General features: G+C 38.5%; 18 protein-coding genes. 13 read left to right on the forward strand and 5 right to left on the reverse strand.

From position 1 onward, the window contains the following. The first annotated feature begins 63 nt into the window (after nucleotides 1-63). The 4 genes from HT728_RS03825 (at nucleotide 64) to pyk (ending at nucleotide 8964) form a co-directional block, all read left to right on the forward strand. On the forward strand, nucleotides 64-3078 hold the full coding sequence (locus HT728_RS03825; protein ID WP_173233867.1) for an LPXTG cell wall anchor domain-containing protein: 3015 nt from the start codon (nucleotides 64-66) through the stop codon (nucleotides 3076-3078). Between the two features lie 130 nt (nucleotides 3079-3208). Beyond that, nucleotides 3209-6310, forward strand: coding sequence for a DNA polymerase III subunit alpha (locus HT728_RS03830; protein ID WP_173233869.1), 3102 nt, complete (start codon nucleotides 3209-3211; stop codon nucleotides 6308-6310). An 82-nt stretch (nucleotides 6311-6392) separates the two neighbouring features. Continuing rightward, nucleotides 6393-7400 (forward strand): 6-phosphofructokinase, encoded by a 1008-nt coding sequence (gene pfkA / locus HT728_RS03835; RefSeq protein ID WP_000820871.1) that lies wholly within the window; start codon nucleotides 6393-6395, stop codon nucleotides 7398-7400. Nucleotides 7401-7458: 58 nt separating this feature from the next. Further along, on the forward strand, nucleotides 7459-8964 hold the full coding sequence (pyk, locus tag HT728_RS03840) for a pyruvate kinase (RefSeq protein ID WP_050224194.1): 1506 nt from the start codon (nucleotides 7459-7461) through the stop codon (nucleotides 8962-8964). Between the two features lie 719 nt (nucleotides 8965-9683). Here the strand turns inward: pyk and HT728_RS03845 are convergent. After that, nucleotides 9684-9890 (reverse strand): S24 family peptidase, encoded by a 207-nt coding sequence (locus HT728_RS03845; protein WP_173212270.1) that lies wholly within the window; start codon nucleotides 9888-9890, stop codon nucleotides 9684-9686. Between the two features lie 763 nt (nucleotides 9891-10653). On the opposite strand from HT728_RS03845, the gene HT728_RS03850 reads away from it, so the two are divergent. The 3 genes from HT728_RS03850 (at nucleotide 10654) to HT728_RS03860 (ending at nucleotide 12142) form a co-directional block, all read left to right on the forward strand. Next, on the forward strand, nucleotides 10654-11526 hold the full coding sequence (locus tag HT728_RS03850; protein WP_112443568.1) for a DUF4300 family protein: 873 nt from the start codon (nucleotides 10654-10656) through the stop codon (nucleotides 11524-11526). A gap of 12 nt (nucleotides 11527-11538) precedes the next feature. Beyond that, nucleotides 11539-11718, forward strand: coding sequence for a hypothetical protein (locus HT728_RS03855; protein ID WP_112443569.1), 180 nt, complete (start codon nucleotides 11539-11541; stop codon nucleotides 11716-11718). Nucleotides 11719-11830: 112 nt separating this feature from the next. Then, nucleotides 11831-12142 (forward strand): hypothetical protein, encoded by a 312-nt coding sequence (locus tag HT728_RS03860; RefSeq protein WP_112443570.1) that lies wholly within the window; start codon nucleotides 11831-11833, stop codon nucleotides 12140-12142. 153 nt (nucleotides 12143-12295) lie between these two features. On the opposite strand, the gene HT728_RS03865 is transcribed toward HT728_RS03860, so the two are convergent. From HT728_RS03865 to HT728_RS10740, 3 genes are read right to left on the reverse strand one after another with little or no spacing between them, the layout of a single operon-like run. Continuing rightward, the gene (locus tag HT728_RS03865; protein ID WP_112443571.1) at nucleotides 12296-13111 is read right to left on the reverse strand and encodes a TIGR03943 family protein; all 816 of its coding nucleotides are present in this window, start codon (nucleotides 13109-13111) and stop codon (nucleotides 12296-12298) included. Beyond that, nucleotides 13108-14013, reverse strand: a complete 906-nt coding sequence (locus HT728_RS03870; protein WP_173233872.1) for a permease — start codon at nucleotides 14011-14013, stop codon at nucleotides 13108-13110. The genes HT728_RS03865 and HT728_RS03870 overlap by 4 nt, the downstream gene beginning before the upstream one ends. Beyond that, on the reverse strand, nucleotides 14014-14145 hold the full coding sequence (locus HT728_RS10740) for an SPJ_0845 family protein (RefSeq protein WP_000268685.1): 132 nt from the start codon (nucleotides 14143-14145) through the stop codon (nucleotides 14014-14016). 155 nt (nucleotides 14146-14300) lie between these two features. Between HT728_RS10740 and HT728_RS03875 the strand changes: the two genes are divergently transcribed. The 4 genes from HT728_RS03875 to HT728_RS03890 all read left to right on the forward strand — a co-directional run bounded on the left by HT728_RS03875 (nucleotide 14301) and on the right by HT728_RS03890 (nucleotide 18055). After that, nucleotides 14301-14681: a PBECR2 nuclease fold domain-containing protein gene (locus HT728_RS03875; protein ID WP_164225984.1), complete on the forward strand. Its 381-nt coding sequence runs from the start codon at nucleotides 14301-14303 to the stop codon at nucleotides 14679-14681. A 477-nt stretch (nucleotides 14682-15158) separates the two neighbouring features. Continuing rightward, on the forward strand, nucleotides 15159-17288 hold the full coding sequence (locus tag HT728_RS03880; protein ID WP_173233874.1) for a Tex family protein: 2130 nt from the start codon (nucleotides 15159-15161) through the stop codon (nucleotides 17286-17288). Next, nucleotides 17275-17724, forward strand: a complete 450-nt coding sequence (locus HT728_RS03885; RefSeq protein WP_173234123.1) for a SprT family protein — start codon at nucleotides 17275-17277, stop codon at nucleotides 17722-17724. Before HT728_RS03880 ends, HT728_RS03885 begins: the two co-directional genes overlap by 14 nt. Before the next feature lie 58 nt (nucleotides 17725-17782). Beyond that, complete coding sequence (locus HT728_RS03890) at nucleotides 17783-18055, forward strand: PspC domain-containing protein (RefSeq protein WP_001085044.1); 273 nt, start codon at nucleotides 17783-17785, stop codon at nucleotides 18053-18055. A gap of 142 nt (nucleotides 18056-18197) precedes the next feature. On the opposite strand, the gene HT728_RS10780 is transcribed toward HT728_RS03890, so the two are convergent. Then, entirely contained in the window at nucleotides 18198-18383 is a 186-nt protein-coding gene (locus tag HT728_RS10780) for a hypothetical protein (protein WP_262080031.1), read from the reverse strand. Nucleotides 18384-18817: 434 nt separating this feature from the next. Here HT728_RS10780 and HT728_RS03895 point away from each other — a divergent pair, with 434 nt between their 5' ends. Next, a complete protein-coding gene (locus HT728_RS03895; RefSeq protein ID WP_000173372.1) occupies nucleotides 18818-19576 on the forward strand; it encodes an ABC transporter ATP-binding protein in 759 nt (252 codons plus the stop codon). A 1-nt stretch (nucleotide 19577) separates the two neighbouring features. Next, nucleotides 19578-21566 (forward strand): ABC transporter permease, encoded by a 1989-nt coding sequence (locus HT728_RS03900; protein WP_173233876.1) that lies wholly within the window; start codon nucleotides 19578-19580, stop codon nucleotides 21564-21566. Nucleotides 21567-21644: the final 78 nt, after the last annotated feature.

Below are 21644 nucleotides of genomic sequence, written 5' to 3' on the forward strand. Positions count from 1 at the left end.
GACACGTGAACAGATAATCTTTTGATTTAATGTTTTACTAAGTACTGAATTGGAGGAGATAATATGAGGTTAGAAAAAATGAAAAGGCATTCAATTCGTAAGTTGAGTGTAGGAATTGTTTCTGTTGTGATAGGGCAGTTCTGTATTGGTAGAATAGAAACACCTGTAGTAGCGGATGAAGTTAAAATAACAACTAGTGCAGAAAATTCTACTTCTGAGAGTGCAAGCAAGATTTCAAATGAAAATTCTAATGTAAAAGAAGAAAATAACTTATCAACAGCTTTGGAACAACAAAATCATAAAGAGTTAAAGTTACAAGAGAATAGTCATAAAAATATAGGAGAATCCTCTACACAAGAAGTTCGAGAAGAAGGAACACAATTACCAAAAAATAAATTGGAAGAAGATAATAAGCAACTAGTAAGAAAAAAACGTTCTGTAACTGACGAGGAAACTCCAACAAGTATTGCTAGTGAAGAATTACCGGTTACTCAATCGACTCCTCATTATTTAGTAACGGGTAAAAACTATTATAACGATCCATCTATAAATTTGGGAGAAACTTTAACTAAAAAAGTTAAAGACATTGTTAATGCCAATCAATTTACACGATTAAAGAATACTTATGGAGATGATCTTTCAGAGGATACTACGGTATTAGAATTTTGGAAGAAATTTGGGTATTCTCCTGAAGATCGTTATTCCTATCATCATAAAGTAACCGATAAAAGAGGGAATGCTGCAAATGCAACTGAGAAAACTGGACAACAGACAACCTTTGAACTACCTTATGAGATTATTTATTATCAAAAAAATGGACAAAAACATGCTGTAAAAGTTCCAAATCTTTTTTCAAGATTAGCAGTTGGGGAACAACCAAATATTTGGAAAAAAGTTGATAAAAACTGGGGAAGTGGTTGGACAAGAGGTTCAGTATCTGACTTAGAAGTGATGAATAATCTTTTAGGTTATGGGGAAGATAGTACAGTTGACCAGTATATTTTAGATCCTGCTAATAAAAATAATTTTGTAATACCAACACGTTATAATACAGAAAGAAATGATGTATGGTTAACAATGAGAGGTGGAAGTCCAGATCGGTATGGATCTTATTTAACTGGAGCTCGTGCTCATCTCACGGCAACATCTGCTTCTGGGAAACAAATGAATGAAAAATCTAATATAGAAAAAACAAGTTCGGATGAATTTTATATTAATACTACTACAAAATTAGGGATTACAGAGGCTGGATTCGATAATCTTGGAGAGGGATTTTTAGGAGGAAAGTCTGTTGTTGGTAGTCAAAAAATATTTGAAAAAGTCAATAATGGTGGAACGGTAAAATCTTTTTGGAGTAGTTATACTTTCCAAGATTTGAGAAATCGTTTGATTACACATTTTATGAATGATATTAATTCTAATCTTGAGAATTATGAAAAACAAGCAACTGGAATTAATTTAGGAGTAGGTGGTCAAATTCAGTTGACAGGACTTTATCGTATGTCAGACTTAGATCCAGCGACAATTACTACTAATAATATTTCTAATTATAATAATTATTTATCTGATGAGAAAACACGTTTAGATGAATCTTCACATGTAACGAATGTTGAATACTATATGTATAATAGTGCAAATAAAGAACAATTATTTTCTCCAGCTAAATCAGTATTCCAAATTGAAACTACTCGTCCTTACTTTAAGAGCTTTGGAGATTTATCAACAGCTGTTAAACTTAGAAAGACAATACTAGATACAGAATTTGTTAATAAATTAGGAAGTAATTCGTTTGAATTAGAAGATAAAGGAATGACAAGTTCTGGTGATAAAATTGGTGTGGATAAGACACATGTTCGTGCCATGATTACTGAAAATGGTGTGATAAAAGAACGTAATTTAAGTTTAGATGATTTAAAAGCTTCATTAAACAAGCCAGAGTACTTAAATAAAGAATTGAAGATTTTTTATACGTATGCTGCTTTAGATACTAAAGGAATTGATGGAAAGTTACCAACTGAAATAACTACGAATCAAGGAGCATATGCAGTTCCAATAGTCCGTACTGTACAAGTATTAGAAAATATAGCTAAGACAGAAGACAGGAAAGTAATTCGTAAAATTCAGTATAAAGATCAAGATACACAACAGTTGATTCAAGAAGCGCCTGCTGTTACACAAGAAGCAATTGTAACTAGAACTAAGTTATTGGATCCACTTACAAATAGTATACTAGGTTATGATACAAATAATGATGGTATAGTAGATACGACTGATGAAAATCAGGCTTGGGTAGTTAAAGAACAAACGTGGATAGAGGTGAAATCACCATTAATTGAGAACTATAACGCACCAAATAAAGCAAAAGTGGAAGCAGTAGAGATTACACCAACAACAGAAAATGTGACAGAAGTAATTGAGTATACGCAAGGAACAGAAAATATAGTTGAAAGTAACACAGTTACACGTACTATCAAGTATGTAGATGCAGCGGATAAGACAAAAGAAGTTGCAAGAACTGTTAAACAAACAGCAACCATCACACGAACAAATGTGAGAAACAAAGTTACAGGAGCAATAACTGAAGGAAAATGGAGTGAAGTAAGCTGGGATGCAGTAGAATCTCCAAGTGTTAAAAACTATAATGCTCCAAATAAAGCAAAAGTGGATGCGGTACAAATTACACCAACAACAAAAGATGTGACAGTGATTGTGGAATATACAAAACTCAAGCCAGAACCAAAACCGGAGCCAAAACCAAAACCAGCATCACAACCGGAACCAAGACCTTACCCAGGTCCAACTCCAACTCCGATTCCACAACCAGCTCCAGCACCTCAGCCAGAGCCTAATCCTGCACCAAATCCTGTTCCAGTGTCACCTGAGACTCCTGAACAACCAGTAGCTCTAGTGACACCAGAACAACCAGCAGAGCCTGCTACACCACAGTATATGAATGGTCAAAATGAACTTCCAAATACTGGTACAAAAAATCATGCTGATTTAGCAACATTTGGACTTCTAGGAGCCTTGGGTGGATTTGGATTGGTAGCTCGTAAGAAAAAAGAAGATGAAAAATAATTTCGAATCTCTTTAGATACAGTTTTTCATTCAAATAGTCAAAGAACTTGAGATTTCATATCTCAGGTTCTTTTCTTTCTCTTTTTGAAAATGGTATAATATAGTGAGAAGGATAGAGGAGAATTGTAAATTGATCGCACAACTAGATACAAAAACAGTCTATAGTTTTATGGAGAGCGTCATTTCAATTGACAAGTATGTGAGAGCAGCTAAAGAATACGGCTACACTCATCTGGCCATGATGGATATTGATAATCTTTACGGTGCTTTCGACTTTCTAGAGATTACAAAAAAATACGGTATTCATCCTTTACTAGGGCTTGAAATGACTGTATTTGTGGATGCTCAGGAAGTGAATTTGCGCTTTTTAGCTCTATCTAGTGTGGGCTATCAGCAGTTGATGAAGCTTTCAACAGCAAAGATGCAGGGTGAGAAAAGTTGGTCAGTCCTGTCCCAGTATCTGGAGGATATTGCGGTCATTATGCCTTATTTTGATGGACTGGAGTCGTTAGAACTAGGCTGTGATTACTATATTGGAGTTTATCCAGAAACACTGACAAGCGAATTTCATCATCCTATTTTGCCCCTTTATCGGGTCAACGCTTTTGAAAGTAGGGATAGAGAAGTTTTGCAAGTCTTAACAGCGATTAAAGAAAATCTACCACTTAGAGAAGTTCCCTTGCGTTCACGACAAGATGTCTTTATATCAGCAAGTTCTTTAGAGAAATTATTCCTAGAACGTTTTCCGCAAGCCTTGGACAATTTAGAAAAGCTGATTTCAGGCATTTCTTACGACTTGGATACGAGTCTGAAACTGCCTCGTTTTAACCCAGCTAGACCAGCAGTAGAGGAGTTGAGAGAGCGTGCTGAACTGGGGCTTGTTCAGAAGGGGTTGACTAGTAAAGAATATCAAGAACGTCTAAACCAAGAATTGGCTGTTATTCATGATATGGGCTTTGATGATTATTTCTTGGTTGTCTGGGATTTGTTGCGTTTTGGACGTTCGAATGGCTATTATATGGGAATGGGACGGGGTTCTGCAGTAGGTAGCTTGGTTTCCTATGCCTTAGACATCACAGGGATTGACCCAGTAGAGAAAAATCTGATTTTTGAACGCTTTCTTAATCGTGAACGCTATACCATGCCTGATATTGATATTGATATCCCAGATATTTATCGTCCAGATTTTATCAGGTATGTTGGCAATAAATATGGTAGTAAACATGCGGCTCAAATCGTTACTTTTTCAACCTTTGGGGCCAAGCAAGCTCTTCGAGATGTCTTGAAACGTTTTGGTGTGCCAGAGTATGAATTATCTGCAATTACCAAGAAAATCAGTTTTCGTGACAATCTCAAGTCGGCTTATGAGGGTAACCTCCAGTTTCGTCAGCAAATTAATAGTAAGTTAGAATACCAAAAAGCCTTTGAGATTGCTTGCAAGATAGAGGGTTATCCAAGACAAACCTCTGTCCATGCGGCTGGTGTTGTAATTAGTGACCAAGATTTGACCAACTACATCCCCCTAAAGCACGGTGATGAAATTCCACTGACTCAGTATGATGCTCATGGAGTTGAGGCTAGCGGACTTTTGAAAATGGACTTTCTGGGATTACGAAATTTGACCTTTGTCCAGAAGATGCAAGAGTTGCTTGCTGAAACAGAAGGTATTCATCTAAAAATAGAAGAAATTGATTTGGAAGACAAAGAAACGTTAGCTCTTTTTGCTTCTGGCAATACAAAAGGTATTTTTCAATTTGAGCAACCTGGTGCTATTCGCCTGCTAAAACGTGTTCAGCCTGTCTGTTTTGAAGATGTCGTCGCGACTACTTCTCTAAATCGACCGGGTGCTAGTGACTATATCAATAATTTTGTGGCAAGAAAGCATGGGCAGGAAGAAGTGACTGTTCTAGATCCAGCTCTGGAGGATATTTTGGCTCCAACTTATGGCATTATGCTCTATCAGGAGCAGGTTATGCAGGTTGCCCAGCGATTTGCTGGATTTAGTCTTGGGAAGGCCGATATTTTGCGTCGAGCTATGGGGAAAAAGGATGCTTCTGCCATGCATGAGATGAGAGCTTCCTTTATTCAAGGTTCATTAGATGCTGGTCATACTGTGGAAAAGGCAGAGCAGGTCTTTGATGTCATGGAGAAGTTTGCAGGTTATGGTTTTAACAGGTCACATGCCTATGCCTACTCAGCCTTGGCCTTCCAGTTGGCTTATTTCAAAACGCATTACCCAGCCATTTTTTATCAGGTCATGTTGAATTCTGCCAACAGTGATTACTTAATAGATGCACTTGAAGCAGGCTTTGAAGTGGTGCCTCTGTCCATCAACACCATTCCCTATCACGATAAAATTGACAACAAGGCTATCTATCTAGGATTGAAATCGATTAAGGGAGTCAGCAATGATCTGGCTCTATGGATTCTTGAAAACAGACCCTATTCTAACATTGAAGATTTTATAGCTAAATTACCTGAAAATTATCTGAAACTTCCTCTGCTAGAACCTTTGGTAAAAGTTGGTCTTTTCGATTTATTTGAAAAAAATCGTCAAAAAGTATTCAATAATTTAGTTAATCTATTTGAATTTGTAAAAGAGTTAGGAAGTTTGTTTGGAGATACTATTTATAGTTGGCAGGAATCGGAAGATTGGACGGAACAAGAAAAATTCTATATGGAACAAGAGCTTTTAGGGATAGGTGTCAGCAAACATCCCCTACAAGCTATTGCAAATAAGGCTATTTACCCGATTACTCCAATTGGGAATTTGTCAGAAAATAGCTACGCTATTATTTTGGTTGAAGTTCAGAAAATAAAAGTAATTCGTACCAAAAAGGGCGAAAACATGGCTTTCTTACAGGTAGATGATAGTAAAAAAAAATTGGATGTTACTCTCTTTTCAGACTTATATCGTCAGATTGGGCAGGAAATAAAAGAGGGAGCCTTCTACTATATAAAAGGAAAAATCCAGTCACGTGATGGCCGTCTGCAAATGATTGCACAAGAAATAAGAGAAGCAGTTGCTGAACGCTTTTGGATACAGGTGAAGAATCATGATTCGGATCAAGAAATTTCACGTATTTTAGACCAGTATAAGGGCCCAATCCCAGTCATTATCAGGTATGAAGAAGAACAGAAAACAATCGTTTCCCCTCATCATTTTGTAGCTAAATCCAATGAATTAGAAGCGAAATTGAATGAAATCGTTATGAAAACGATTTATCGCTAAAAATACGGAAAATAGAAGAATTTTAAAATCAAATGTGGTATAATCAAGAAGAATGTTAAAAGAAAAAGGAGCATAAACCAATATGAAACGTATTGCTGTTTTGACTAGTGGTGGAGACGCCCCTGGTATGAACGCTGCTATCCGTGCAGTTGTTCGTCAAGCAATTTCAGAAGGAATGGAAGTGTTTGGTATCTATGACGGATATGCTGGTATGGTTGCCGGTGAAATTCATCCCTTAAATGCGGCTTCAGTAGGAAACATCATTTCTCGTGGTGGTACTTTCCTTCACTCAGCTCGTTACCCAGAGTTCGCTCAACTTGAAGGGCAACTTAAAGGGATTGAGCAATTGAAAAAACACGGCATTGAAGGTGTAGTTGTTATCGGTGGTGACGGATCTTACCACGGTGCTATGCGTTTGACTGAGCATGGTTTCCCAGCTATCGGTCTTCCAGGTACAATTGATAACGATATCGTTGGTACTGACTTCACAATCGGTTTTGACACAGCGGTTACTACTGCTATGGACGCTATCGATAAGATTCGTGATACATCATTAAGTCACCGTCGTACTTTTGTCATCGAAGTTATGGGGCGTAACGCTGGTGATATCGCTCTTTGGGCGGGTATCGCAACTGGTGCTGATGAAATCATCATCCCTGAAGAAGACTTTAAGATTGAAGATATCGTAGCAAGCATCAAAGCGGGCTATGAATGTGGTAAAAGACACAATATCATTGTTTTGGCAGAGGGTGTGATGTCAGCAGATGAATTTGCTCAAAAACTAAAAGAAGCTGGAGATACGACCGATCTTCGTGTGACAGAACTTGGACATATTCAACGTGGTGGTTCTCCAACTGCGCGTGACCGTGTATTGGCGTCACGTATGGGTGCCCATGCCGTTAAACTTCTTAAAAAGGGTATCGGTGGTGTTGCGGTAGGTATTCGTAACGAAAAAATGGTTGAAAACCCAATTCTTGGTACTGCAGAAGAAGGAGCATTATTTAGTTTGGCAGCAGACGGTAAGATTATTGTAAATAATCCACACAAAGCTGATCTTGACCTGTCACAATTGAACAATTGCTTGTCATAATTCATAATTTAGTTAATAAGACCAAAAGGTCATATATATAAAGGAGTCACAAAAAATCATGAACAAACGTGTAAAAATCGTTGCAACTTTGGGTCCTGCGGTAGAAATCCGTGGTGGTAAAAAATTCGGTGATGACGGATACTGGGGTGAAAAACTTGATGTTGAAGCTTCAGCTAAAAACATTGCTAAATTGATTGAAGCTGGTGCTAACACATTCCGTTTCAACTTCTCACACGGTGACCACCAAGAACAAGGTGAGCGTATGGCAACTGTTAAACTTGCTGAAAAACTTGCAGGTAAAAAAGTTGGTTTCCTTCTTGATACAAAAGGACCTGAAATCCGTACAGAATTGTTCGAAGGTGAAGCTAAAGAGTATTCATACAAAACTGGTGAGAAAATCCGTGTTGCAACTAAACAAGGAATCAAATCAACTCGTGAAGTGATTGCATTAAACGTTGCTGGTGCTCTTGATATCTATGATGATGTTGAAGTTGGTCGTCAAGTGTTGGTTGACGATGGTAAACTTGGTCTTCGTGTGGTTGCTAAAGATGACGCAACTCGTGAGTTTGAAGTTGAAGTTGAAAATGATGGCGTAATTGCTAAACAAAAAGGTGTGAACATCCCTAACACTAAAATTCCTTTCCCAGCTCTTGCTGAACGCGATAACGACGATATCCGTTTCGGTCTTGAACAAGGTATCAACTTCATCGCGATTTCATTCGTACGTACTGCAAAAGACGTGAACGAAGTTCGTGCAATCTGTGAAGAAACTGGAAACGGACATGTTCAATTGTTCGCTAAAATCGAAAACCAACAAGGTATCGATAACTTGGATGAAATCATCGAAGCAGCTGATGGTATCATGATTGCTCGTGGTGATATGGGTATCGAAGTACCGTTCGAAATGGTTCCAGTTTACCAAAAAATGATTATCAAGAAAGTCAATGCTGCAGGTAAAGTTGTTATCACTGCAACAAACATGCTTGAAACAATGACTGAAAAACCACGTGCAACTCGTTCAGAAGTATCAGACGTATTCAACGCTGTTATCGACGGAACTGACGCTACAATGCTATCAGGTGAGTCTGCAAACGGTAAATACCCACTCGAGTCAGTAACTACAATGGCTACAATCGACAAGAACGCTCAAACTCTTCTTAATGAATACGGACGTTTGGATTCAGATTCATTTGAGCGTAACTCTAAGACAGAAGTAATGGCTTCTGCTGTTAAAGATGCGACTAACTCAATGGACATTAAATTGGTTGTAACTCTTACTAAGACAGGTCACACTGCACGTTTGATCTCTAAATACCGTCCAAATGCTGACATCTTGGCATTGACATTTGATGAATTGACAGAACGTGGCTTGATGTTGAACTGGGGTGTTATCCCAATGTTGACAGATGCTCCATCATCAACTGACGATATGTTCGAAATCGCTGAACGTAAAGCGGTAGAAGCAGGTCTCGTTGAGTCAGGCGATGATATCGTTATCGTTGCTGGTGTACCAGTAGGAGAAGCTGTTCGCACAAACACAATGCGTATCCGCACAGTACGTTAAGAAAAATATAAAAACCTATCATATCCAGCTTTAGAGCTTGTGTGATAGGCTTTTTTTGTATAGAGGGTAAGAAAGAGGCAAAACTTTCATAATGGATTGATACTCTTCGAAAATCTCTTCAAACCACGTCAGCGTCGCCTTACCGTATATATGGTTACTGACTTCGTCAGTTTTATCTGCAACCTCAAAGCAGTGTTTTGAGCTGACTTCNNTTTTCATTGAGTATGAAATAAGATATGCACAAAGTGCTTAGGAAATTCAAATGAATTTCTACAAATATTTTAGCAATCGGAATCTACTTGTCTAGATTCGATCTGATATATTTTCGATTTAATGATATGGTATTTAAAACCTCCAAAGCAGCTTGCTCCATTCTTTTACTTACGTGAGTGTAGATGTTATTTATTGTTTTAGCGTCTTTGTGTTCCACTCTAACCATTATAGCATTCTTCTCAGTTAGTGTACTAAGGAGTGTGTGCCTGAAAATATGGGAACTAAGGGGCTGATTTATCGGTTTCGCTAGTTTAGTATTTGCCTTTTGCAAAGTGATCTTAAATCCCTTTCTCTAAATTGACATATCACTAGTGTTTAACAAAATCTAATCTGCTTTAGGTCACTTATTCTTTTTTTGAAATGTAGAATGAACTTTTTCAAAGTTTTTCGAATCCTTTAAAATCTGTTTGTTTTATATCGCCATTCTCCCCCTTTTTTAATTCTCCCTATACAGCCTGGCAATTTTTCCGATGGTACGAATATGGTTGCTTTCGTTTAGGTGGATGTCGGGATTGAGTTTTTTTGAGGTAGCCTTGGCGGAGTTTCTTGACATAGTTAGCGCCGTCTACTTGGAAGATGCCGATGGTATTATAGTCAATCTGTGGGGGATTCTTGATAAATAGGTAGTCGCCGTTTCTTATCTTTGGCTCCATGGCCCTGCTGACGACATAAGCGATTGCGTCTTAGTCGTCTGGGATTTCATCCTCATAGAATGGGAATTCCATATCTAAATCGTCGTCCTGCATCAAGCGGCTACCTGCAGAGATAAACTACCTAAAACGAGAGTAAGTAGTCTGTCTGTAGTCGTCCAGTCTGATGATTTTTACGATACTTCGTTTATCTTCGTTTTTCTGCTCATACAGTTGCCTCTCGGCATAGGTCAGGATTTTACCTTGTCTGGATGGTGTCCGTTGGTCGTAGATAGATTGGATATCGCTAGGAGAATCCTTTTGAACTGGAGGAAAGAGGCATCAATCAAGCTACTGAATACTTTAGCTAAGTCAAATATAGTATTTTTCTTAGTAGTCCTAACCCTTTTTTCATAATTTCCAATGGTGTTTTTACTTATACCTATCTTAGTACCCAATTTTTATTGAGTCCAACCATTTACTAGTCTATATTGTTTTATTTTTAGACTGTAACAATCGCAATCTCTTCTTTATCCACAAATGAAATCGCTTTCTATTTTTATAAGTAAAGCATAACACGAAATCCACGAAAATGAAAACTTTGTTGTGTTTTCGTAAAAAATTTGTTGACAGAGCACGAAACGCCTACTATAATTAAATCAAGCTTAAGGAAATAACAAAAAAACAAATCAGAGGGAAAGACGATGAACACACTAAATGAGAAAGTAATCAATATTTGTAAAGCAGTAGTTAAAGAAACTTTAATCCAAGACATTTAGGAGAAAAGATGAAGAAATCAAGAAAATTAGCCACATTAGGACTCTGTTCAGCCTTGTTTTTAGGCTTGGCAGCTTGTCAACAAGATGCTACAATTTCGAATGGGACGAGTCAAAGGCAAAGTAGTTCAACGAAAGTGCCATGGAAAGCTTCATACACCAACCTAAACACCCAGGTAAGTACAGAAGAGGTCAAATCTGTCTTATCAGCTCACTTGGATCCAAATAGTGTTGATGCCTTTTTTAATCTTGTAAATGATTATAATACCATTGTTGGCTCAACTGGTTTATCAGGAGATTTCACTTCCTTTACTCACACCGAATACGATCTTGAGAAAATTAGCCATCTTTGGAATCAAAAGAAGGGCGATTTCGTTGGGACCAACTGCCGTATCAATAGTTATTGTCTTTTGAAAAATTCAGTCACCATTCCAAAGCTTGAAAAGAATGACCAATTGCTTTCCCTAGATAATGATGCGATTGATAAGGGAAAGGTCTTTGATTCACAAGATAAGGAAGAGTTTGATATTCTATTTTCGAGAGTTCCAACTGAGGCAACTACAGATGTCAAGGTTCACGCTGAAAAGATGGAAACATTCTTCTCCCAATTTCAATTCAACGACAAAGCTCGAATGCTGTCTGTAGTTTTGCACGATAATCTGGATGGCGAGTATCTGTTTATTGGACACGTTGGCGTCTTAGTACCTGCTGATGACGGTTTCTTATTTGTAGAGAAATTGACTTTCGAAGAGCCCTACCAAGCGATTAAATTTGCCAGCAAGGAAGATTGTTACAAGTATTTAGGCACCAAGTATGCGGACTATACAGGCGAGGGACTGGCTAAGCCTTTTATCATGGATAATGATAAGTGGGTTAAACTTTAATGGTGGTATGATATGACAGTAATCCTAGAACTTTTATTTCTATTTTTGATGAGTTGGTGGGTTATTTCAATCGTTAATAGCCAGAAACCACGAAAAAATGAAACATTTATTGGTTATATCCAAAGATACGATATTGATGGGAATGGCTATCAATCAGAAGTATGGGAAGTGACTGAGGAGGAAGATTTATAATTAAAGAACAGAATCTTCTTTACAGTATTTCACCTATTTCCAAACAGTCCATTTGTAGTTTTATCCAGATTGGTATATAATTTAACTTAGAGAAAATAGGAGGACTAATCAGATGGAATTAAAAGATTTTACAGAAAAAGAACAGGAAATGATAAAGAATGGGCTGACGACGTCTAAGATTAGTGACAAGGAAACTGCTGAGAAGATTCTTGCGCTTGTCCCACAAGACTTGATTAAGCGAATCCCGTTTTTCGTCAGAAAACATGCGACGACACGTACTATTAAACGCATTTCAATCGAACACCCTGAGCTTTACGCTACAGCTCAAACAAGTGGTGAAATCCCAGAAAAAGAACGAGAAGAACTACGTCAGATTATCACGACGATCTTTGAACAAAAGATGAATAAGCATAGTATTAAGTAGAGAATGAAAATGTATTTGATTTGTGAATTGTTAACTAGTTATATATCATTTTAAAAATCGCAATTTATATTCTACTATACAATACTCAACAAAAACGAACAGGCTCTTTTCTGTTATTCAGAAGAGAACTTGTTCGTTTTTATCTTATTTTCCTTAAAAAGCTCGATACACATAGGGGTTTTCTGGTTTATCGACTTTGGTAAAGCTTTCGATTTCCAAGGTTGGAAGGTTTTGTTTGAGTTCTTTATGGTAGTGATTGACCAGTTTTCCCTTGGCTGTTATCCAAGTATTATTTTCATATTGACGGGTATTTCCCTTGGTCAGTAAGCCATAGACACCTGAATCCGCGATACAGTGGATAATGCCGAAGCGGAACAGAAATTGGCTATTGGCATGACTGGGGTCGTTATAGACAAAGCCTGTAAACTGGATTGTCTTGCCCTCAAACTCATCTGGATAGTCGTAGATAGCTTCCATGACTTCCATATAGTTTTCGTTAGTAATGTTAATGCTATCTTGGGACAAGTATTTATCCGCCGCCGTTCGCATTTCCTTTTCATAGGCTGATTTTGAAAAATAAGAACTGGTATCTGGTTTCAAATATTGACTTGTCGTCCCTTCGCTTGTCTGAATGGCCAGATCCGTTCCTTCCGATAGGGGGAAATGATAGCCTTTTGCTGAAACGGTCTGAGAATCCAAGCTAACAGTTGGAAAAGTTAAGCCGATGACAAGTGGAATAGCCAGAAGAGAAATACTCGTCATCTTGGCTAATCGGCTATTCAGATGACTGTGGGTTTTGACTTGCTTCATCCAGATATACAATTGAACAATAGCCAAGATAAAGGAAAGGACCATGGAAATATAGGCAAGATAGGAATAGTGCATGTTGATGTACTGGTTTAATTTGCCCGACAGATGGAGATAAATAGTCAGTTCAAAATAGCCAGCTAAAACTAAAAATCGAATCATAGGATGACTCCAATCAAGAGAGAATACACTAAGACGACAAGAGTCACAATCATAATGAAGTGACTGATAAATCGTGCTTTCAAGTAATTTTTCATCATGAGAATATTTTTAATATCCAGCATTGGGCCAATAACGAGAAAGGCTAGAACCGGTGCCAATCCGAAACTCGAGAGAAGAGAAGTCCCGATAAAGGCATCCGCCTCACTACAGAGCGAAAGAAGAAAGGCCAAAAGCATCAAGAGCAGGATGGCAAAAAGAGGAGTCGCACTGATAGAGGTCAGAATTCGAGTCGGAACGTAGACCTGTGTCACAGAAGCAAAGAGACAGCCGAATACCAAATAACGTCCCGTATCAAAAAATTCATCAATTGCTTGCACAAAAACCTGAAAAACTTTTTTTGCAGGACTCAAATGAGAAAAATCGTGCTCATGACAGGCCAAACGATTTTCTTTCTGAATCGGTTCTTGCCAGAAGAATCCTAGAAAAATCCCAAGTATCACAGCCACTACAATGGAACCTAGAGCTCGTAACAGAGCGACATGGAAGGAGTTCCCAAAGGCAGAATAGGTCGCAAAGAGAACAATAGGATTGATGACAGGTGCTGTCACAAGAAAGGGAACGACCGTGTAACTGGGAACCTTTTTTTCCAGAAAACGATTGATAATGGGGACGATTCCACATTCACAAGAAGGGAAAAGTATCCCAACGAAGGTCCCAAAAAAGATTCTCCCCCAACGATTTCGAGGGAGAAAATGATAAACCTTGTCAGGTGTGATATAGACCTCAATCAGCCCTGAGACAATACTTCCTATCAGAACGAAGGGTAGGGCTTCAATGATTATAGAGAGAAAAATAGCCCCAGTCTGAAGCACACTAGATGGGAGTTGTTGGAAAGCAGTCATCTAGTTTTTCTTTTCTGCTTTGGCTTTTTTCTCTTTGTCATCAGGGAAAGTGACTTGTTTCAAATCTGGGAGTTTAGCAAACTCTTCAAACATCTTGTCCAAGTCGTCTCGTTTTGTAAATTTTACAGCCATAGGTGTACCTCGATTCTAAATTCTACCTCTATTATACTATTATTTTGAGGAAAAGGGAAAAGTTAAAATTGAGTATCTAACGAATAATAGAGCTTGATATATCCTGATATACACTATGATTGTGATATAATAGTTGTGGAATAACGGAGGAAATGATGGAACATGAAAAGATCGGTCAGGTTACTGACGAAGTAAAAGAAATTTTTAATATTGTTCTTGAAGCCAGTGATATCAAGGTTAACAAAGAAGGTTTAAGAAGCCATATGTTGAAACGTCATCACAATGATGTGATTCGTCATATCGAAGATCTGGAACTGATACTAAGTAATCCAGATTTCGTTGGGGTCAATCCACGAGAGAAAGATGCTAGTTTTGAATATGTAAAAAGATTTGATGATAATGTTCTTGTTGCGATTAAGTTACATAAAAGTGGTGATTTCTTTTATGTTCCGACCATGTATCGCTTACAAGATTTCAAGTTACAAACTCGTATTAAGTCTGGTAGATTGAGAAAGCTTGACAAAAAAAGTAGATAGTGCTAGAATAACATTAACGAAAGACATTTGAGGGCAGAAAGGTTCCTGCCGCACCTTGAAAAAGGTATCTGAGATGCTGGGTACACCGACCAGCCAAGTGTCCGTTATATCAAAGGAGGAGCTTAAATGCTCCTTTTTTGTTTAAAAAATTCAAAATAGATTACACTCACCGCAGGCTCAGGCTTGCGATTTTTTTATTTCTCAAAAACACGCATTTTAAACGATTAGAAACAGAAATTACAATCCTATTGTTCAAAAAAGCGTTTTCTTGAAGAATAGAGAGGGAGAATAGTGGCGCATTATTGTCAAAAATAAAAACAGTGAAATTAATCACGAATCCTTTTGTAAACTATTAGAATTAAATTGCAACCTTCTCAATGAATAGAATATTGAAATGAAGTAAATTTATTTCCCAACTTATGTTTTAAAATTGTAAGAGATAATTTGAATAATATTAGCTTGTGGTATAATAGATTCATGGATAAAAAATATGAAAAAATCTCCCAGGATTTGGGAGTGACGTTAAAGCAAATCGATACCGTTCTAAGTTTGACAGCTGAAGGGGCGACTATTCCCTTTATCGCGCGTTATCGCAAGGATATGACTGGTAGTCTGGATGAGGTGGCGATTAAGGCTATTATTGACCTAGATAAAAGTCTGACTAACCTCAACGACCGTAAGGAAGCTGTCTTGGCTAAGATTCAAGAAAAAGGCAAGCTGACCAAGGAATTGGAAGAAGCTATCTTAGCTGCCGAAAAATTAGCAGATGTAGAAGAACTTTACCTACCCTTTAAAGAAAAACGTCGGACCAAGGCAACTATTGCCCGTGAAGCCGGACTCTTCCCACTTGCTCGCTTGATTTTGCAAAATGTAGCTGACTTAGAGAAAGAGGCTGAAAAGTTTGTCTGTGAAGGATTTGCGACAGGGAAGGAAGCCTTGGCTGGTGCAGTTGATATCTTAGTCGAAGCCTTATCGGAAGACGTGACACTGCGCGCCATGACTTATCAGGAGGTATTGAGACACTCTAAACTTACTTCTCAAGTCAAGGATGAAAGTCTTGATGAAAAGCAGGTTTTTCAGATTTATTATGATTTTTCTGAGACAGTTGGAAATATGCAGGGTTATCGTACCTTAGCCCTCAATCGTGGGGAGAAGCTAGGTGTCTTGAAGGTCGGTTTTGAACATGCAACGGACCGTATCCTTGCCTTCTTTGCTGCTCGTTTCAAGGTAAAAAATGCCTATATAGATGAAGTTGTTCAACAGTCAGTTAAGAAAAAAGTCTTACCTGCTATTGAGCGACGCATTCGGACAGAATTAACTGAGAAAGCAGAAGAAGGAGCTATCCAACTCTTTTCTGACAACCTGCGCAATCTCCTCTTGGTTGCTCCATTGAAAGGGCGCGTGGTTCTAGGATTTGACCCTGCCTTTCGTACAGGTGCCAAGCTAGCTGTCGTGGATGCAACAGGGAAAATGCTGACAACTCAGGTCATTTATCCTGTCAAACCAGCGTCAGCTCGTCAAATCGAAGAAGCCAAGAAAGATCTGGCAGATTTGATTGGTCAATACAGTGTAGAAATTATTGCCATAGGAAATGGGACGGCCAGTCGTGAAAGTGAAGCCTTTGTGGCGGAAGTTCTGAAAGATTTTCCTGAGGTTAGTTATGTCATCGTAAACGAAAGTGGTGCTTCGGTCTACTCTGCCAGCGAACTTGCTCGTCAGGAGTTCCCAGACTTGACCGTTGAAAAACGCTCTGCTATTTCTATCGCCCGTCGTTTGCAGGACCCCCTTGCTGAATTGGTCAAAATCGATCCTAAGTCAATCGGTGTCGGTCAATACCAGCATGATGTCAGTCAGAAGAAACTATCTGAGAGTCTGGACTTTGTTGTCGATACAGTGGTAAACCAAGTCGGTGTCAATGTCAATACGGCCAGTCCAGCTCTTCTTTCACACGTAGCTGGACTCAATAAAACCATTTCTGAAAATATTGTCAAATACCGTGAGGAAGAAGGAAAAATCACTTCACGCGCTCAAATCAAGAAAGTTCCGCGTCTGGGGGCCAAGGCTTTTGAACAGGCAGCTGGTTTCCTTCGTATCCCTGAAAGTAGCAATATCCTTGATAATACAGGAGTTCACCCAGAAAACTATTCTGCTGTTAAGGAACTCTTTAAACGTTTAGATATTAAAGACCTAAACGAGGAAGCCCAAAGCAAACTCAAGTCGCTTTCAGTCAAAGATATGGCGGTAGAGCTAGACCTTGGTCCAGAAACCCTTAAAGATATCATTGCAGATCTTCTCAAACCAGGTCGAGATTTCCGTGATTCCTTTGATGCACCTGTACTTCGCCAAGATGTCCTAGATATCAAAGACTTAGTGGTCGGACAGAAGCTGGAAGGTGTGGTGCGTAACGTCGTTGACTTTGGTGCCTTCGTTGACATTGGGATTCATGAGGACGGCCTGATTCATATTTCACATATGAGTCGTAAATTTATCAAACATCCTAGCCAAGTGGTATCCGTTGGTGATTTGGTGACCGTTTGGGTCAAGAAAATCGATACTGAACGTGAAAAAGTCAATCTGTCGCTCCTCGCTCCAAATGAAACTGACTGATTACGTCAAGCAGGTTTCACTAGAAGACTTCGGCAGACCTTTTATCCATCATGTCCAGTGGAATTCTCGTCTACGTTCGACAGGTGGGCGATTTTTCCCCAAAGATGGGCATTTGGATTTCAACCCAAAGGTTTATCAGGAACTGGGTCTGGATGTTTTTAGGAAAATTGTTCGACATGAACTCTGTCATTATCATCTCTATTTTCAAGGGAAGGGCTATCAACACAAGGATCGGGATTTTAAGGACCTTTTGAAAGCAGTGGATGGATTACGCTTTGTGCCCTCCTTGACAAATAGCCACTCTAAACCACTCAAGCTTTATCGTTGTCAATCCTGCCAACAAAGGTATCTGCGCAAGCGTAGGATTGATACCAAACGCTATCGCTGTGGACTTTGTCGAGGTAAATTGCTACTAATAAATCAGCCTGAGGACTGATGAAAGCCGAGCCTACCCGTGATATACTATGTCTAACCTAGCAGAAAGAGGAAATATCATGAACAGTAAATTTTATAAAATGAGACGAAATCGCATGATTTCAGGAGTTTTAGCAGGTCTGTCAGACAAGTGGAACTTTGATGTTACCCTTGTACGTTTTCTGTTTGCCATTTTTACAGTCGCAAACTTTGGACTTGGGGTGATTATCTATATCATCCTAGCTTCTATCATGCCAACCAAGGAAGAAATCGAAGCAGAAATGTACGGAACAGGCCCACGTAAACGCAAAGAAGCTCAAGCCATTGACGATAATGAAGGCTGGTTTTGGTGAGGTTTTACAAAAGATTTGGAATACGCAAAAAGCTTTAAATCAATAGTCTAAACTGCTTGATTTAAAGCTTTTTTACTTTTAATAATATTTTTCCAGCTTCATCTACAAACTAAAAGCATTCTTTTGAACTCATGTTTCTAATCTATTTTTCATGCTGAGACAATACATTTTTTGCAAAATGATGGATGCTGATAACAACTGATAACCAGCAAATAACATAAGCAGTTCCTGTAAATTCTGTACCGATAAAGTATGTTTTTTCAACTAAGAGCTGACCGATGAATGGAGAGAGCAGATAGAGAAGTCCGATGAGTATATGTTTTTTTATGTTTCATTAAAGCGCACCTTCTTTCCTTATAGATAGTACGATTTGAAAGTGTTCAATTTAATGGTATGTTATCTAGGTAAGCTTACTCAAATGTTAGTTCCCGCTTCCTCCTTTCCAAGGTAAGCCTTTTCACACGTATATTTTACAATTTTAAAAATAGGAAATCAAATCATTTTCTAAGTAATTTTGCTTACATTTCCCCCAATCTTACAAAAATGTAAGATTAAAGTCTCTTTTGTAAGGTTAGGTTATGGCAAGCGGTCTTTTTTTGATGTAAACTAGACTCATAAAGAACAAAGGAGTAACATCATGAAACAAATCTTACAGAAGAAAACAAAACAACCAAGCCACAAAGAAATCGAGCGCGTTCAGCTGGGATGCGCTATGATGCAAGCGACATTTCATTTGATGGGATATTAAGAAAGGAGATTCTCATGACACTTTTAGATGTAAAACACGTTCAAAAAATTTACAAAACTCGTTTTCAGGGCAACCAAGTAGAAGCCCTCAAGGATATTCACTTTACCGTGGAAAAAGGTGACTACGTTGCCATCATGGGTGAGTCTGGTTCTGGTAAATCAACTCTTCTCAATATCCTAGCTATGCTGGATAAACCAACTCGTGGGCAGGTTTACTTGAATGGAACTGACACCGCAACCATTAAAAATTCACAGGCTTCTAGCTTCCGTCGTGAAAAGCTAGGATTTGTCTTCCAAGACTTTAACTTGCTAGATACTCTATCTGTTAAAGACAATATCCTGCTTCCACTTGTCTTGTCAAGAAGACCTATTACGGAGATGATGAAGAAATTGGTGGTGACAGCTGAGAATCTAGGTATCAACCAATTGCAAGAGAAGTACCCTTACGAGATTTCTGGTGGTCAGAAACAGCGTGTAGCAGTAGCCCGCGCCATCATCACAGAACCTGAAATTCTCCTTGCGGACGAGCCAACAGGTGCCCTTGATTCCAAGTCCTCTGCAGCCTTACTTGATGTCTTTGATGAAATCAATGAACGTGGTCAAACCATTCTCATGGTAACCCACTCAACAGCAGCAGCGAGCAGAGCCAAACGTGTACTCTTTATCAAAGACGGCATTCTTTACAACCAAATCTACCGTGGAGAGAAGACAGAACGTCAGATGTTCCAAGAGATCTCTGATACCTTGACTGTCATGGCAAGCGAGGTGAATTAGTATGTTTCGATTAACCAATAAGTTAGCGGTATCGAACTTGATTAAAAACCGCAAACTCTACTATCCTTTTGCGCTGGCTGTTCTCTTGGCAGTCACTGTCACCTATCTCTTTTACTCTCTAACCTTCAATCCTAAGATTGCGGAAATCCGTGGCGGATCAAGCATTCAAGCTACTCTAGGATTTGGTATGTTTGTCGTCACCCTTGCGTCAGCCATTATCGTCCTCTATGCCAATAGTTTTGTTATGAAAAATCGTTCCAAGGAACTAGGAATTTATGGCATGCTGGGTTTGGAGAAGCGTCATCTAATCAGTATGACCTTTAAGGAGTTAGTGCTATTTGGGATTCTAACTGTTGGAGCGGGTATCGGTATTGGAGCCTTGTTTGACAAGTTAATTTTCGCTTTCTTGCTCAAACTGATGAAATTAAAGGTGGAACTGGTCGCTACCTTCCAGATGAAAGTTGTCATTACAGTACTTGTTGTCTTTGGTTTGATTTTCCTAGGTCTCATGTTCCTGAATGCCCTTCGAATTGCTCGTATGAATGCCCTCCAGCTTTCTCGTGAGAAAGCTAGCGGAGAGAAAAAAGGTCGTTTCCTTCCTCTCCAAACGATTCTCGGTTCCATTAGTTTAGGGATTGGCTATTATCTTGCCCTTACGGTAAAAGATCCTCTTACAGCCTTAACAACCTTCTTCCTAGCTGTTTTGCTGGTTATCTTTGGTACTTATCTCTTGTTTAATGCAGGAATTACCGTTTTCCTTCAAATCTTAAAGAAAAATAAGAAATACTATTACCAACCAAATAATCTTATCTCTGTTTCCAACTTGATTTTCCGTATGAAGAAAAATGCAGTTGGACTAGCAACTATCGCTATCTTGTCAACAATGGTTTTGGTAACCATGTCAGCAGCGACAAGCATTTTCAATTCCGCAGAATCCTTTAAAAAAGTTCTAAATCCTCATGATTTTGGGGTTTCAGGACAAAATGTTGAAAAAGAAGATTTGGACAAACTCTTGAGCCAGTTTGCAAGTGACAAAGGTTATAAGATTAAAGAAAAAGAAGTGTTTCGTTACACTTACTTTGGTGTTGTGAACCAAGAAGGAAATAAGTTAACCCTTTTTGAAAAAGGACAAAATCGTGTCCAACCCACAACAGTTTTCATGGTATTTGATCAAAAAGATTATGAAAATATGACTGGTCAAAAACTGTCTCTATCAGGAAATGAGGTCGGACTCTTTGCAAAGAACGAGGGAGTTAAAGAACAAAAAACTCTAATTCTGAATGATCATCAATTTTCTGTAAAAGAAGAATTTACTAAAGATTTTATTGTCAACCATGTTCCAAATCAGTTTAATATTTTGACTGCTGATTACAATTACCTTGTTGTACCTGATTTACAAGCCTTTTTGGATCAATTCCCAGATTCGGCTATATATAATCAGTTTTACGGTGGCATGAATGTAAATGCCAGCGAAGAAGAACAACTCAAGGTCGCTGACGAGTATGATAAATACCTCGATCAATTTAATGCTCAATTAAACACGGAAGGTAGCTATGTTTATGGTAGTAATTTATCAGATGCTAGTGCTCAGATGAGTGCCCTCTTTGGTGGTGTCTTCTTTATCGGTATTTTCCTATCCATTATCTTTATGGTCGGAACTGTTCTGGTCATCTACTACAAACAAATTTCTGAAGGTTATGAAGATCGTGAACGCTTTATTATCTTGCAGAAAGTCGGTTTAGATCAAAAGCAAATCAAGCAAACCATCAACAAACAGGTTTTAACTGTTTTCTTCCTTCCTTTGCTCTTTGCCTTCCTACATCTAGCCTTTGCCTACCATATGCTTAGTCTGATTCTAAAAGTAATTGGTGTACTGGATACGACTATGATGTTGACTGTAACCTTGTCTATCTGCGCTATCTTCCTCATCGCCTATGTGTTGATTTTCATGATTACTTCAAGAAGCTATCGCAAGATTGTGCAAATGTAAAAAAGATACCTCGACTTCAAAATCGAGGTATTTCTTGTATTTTATACTCAATGAAAATCAAAAAGCAAACTAGGAAGC

It is taken from the genome of Streptococcus sp. 544 (genome assembly GCF_013277385.1).
GTDB lineage: Bacteria > Bacillota > Bacilli > Lactobacillales > Streptococcaceae > Streptococcus > Streptococcus mitis_BA.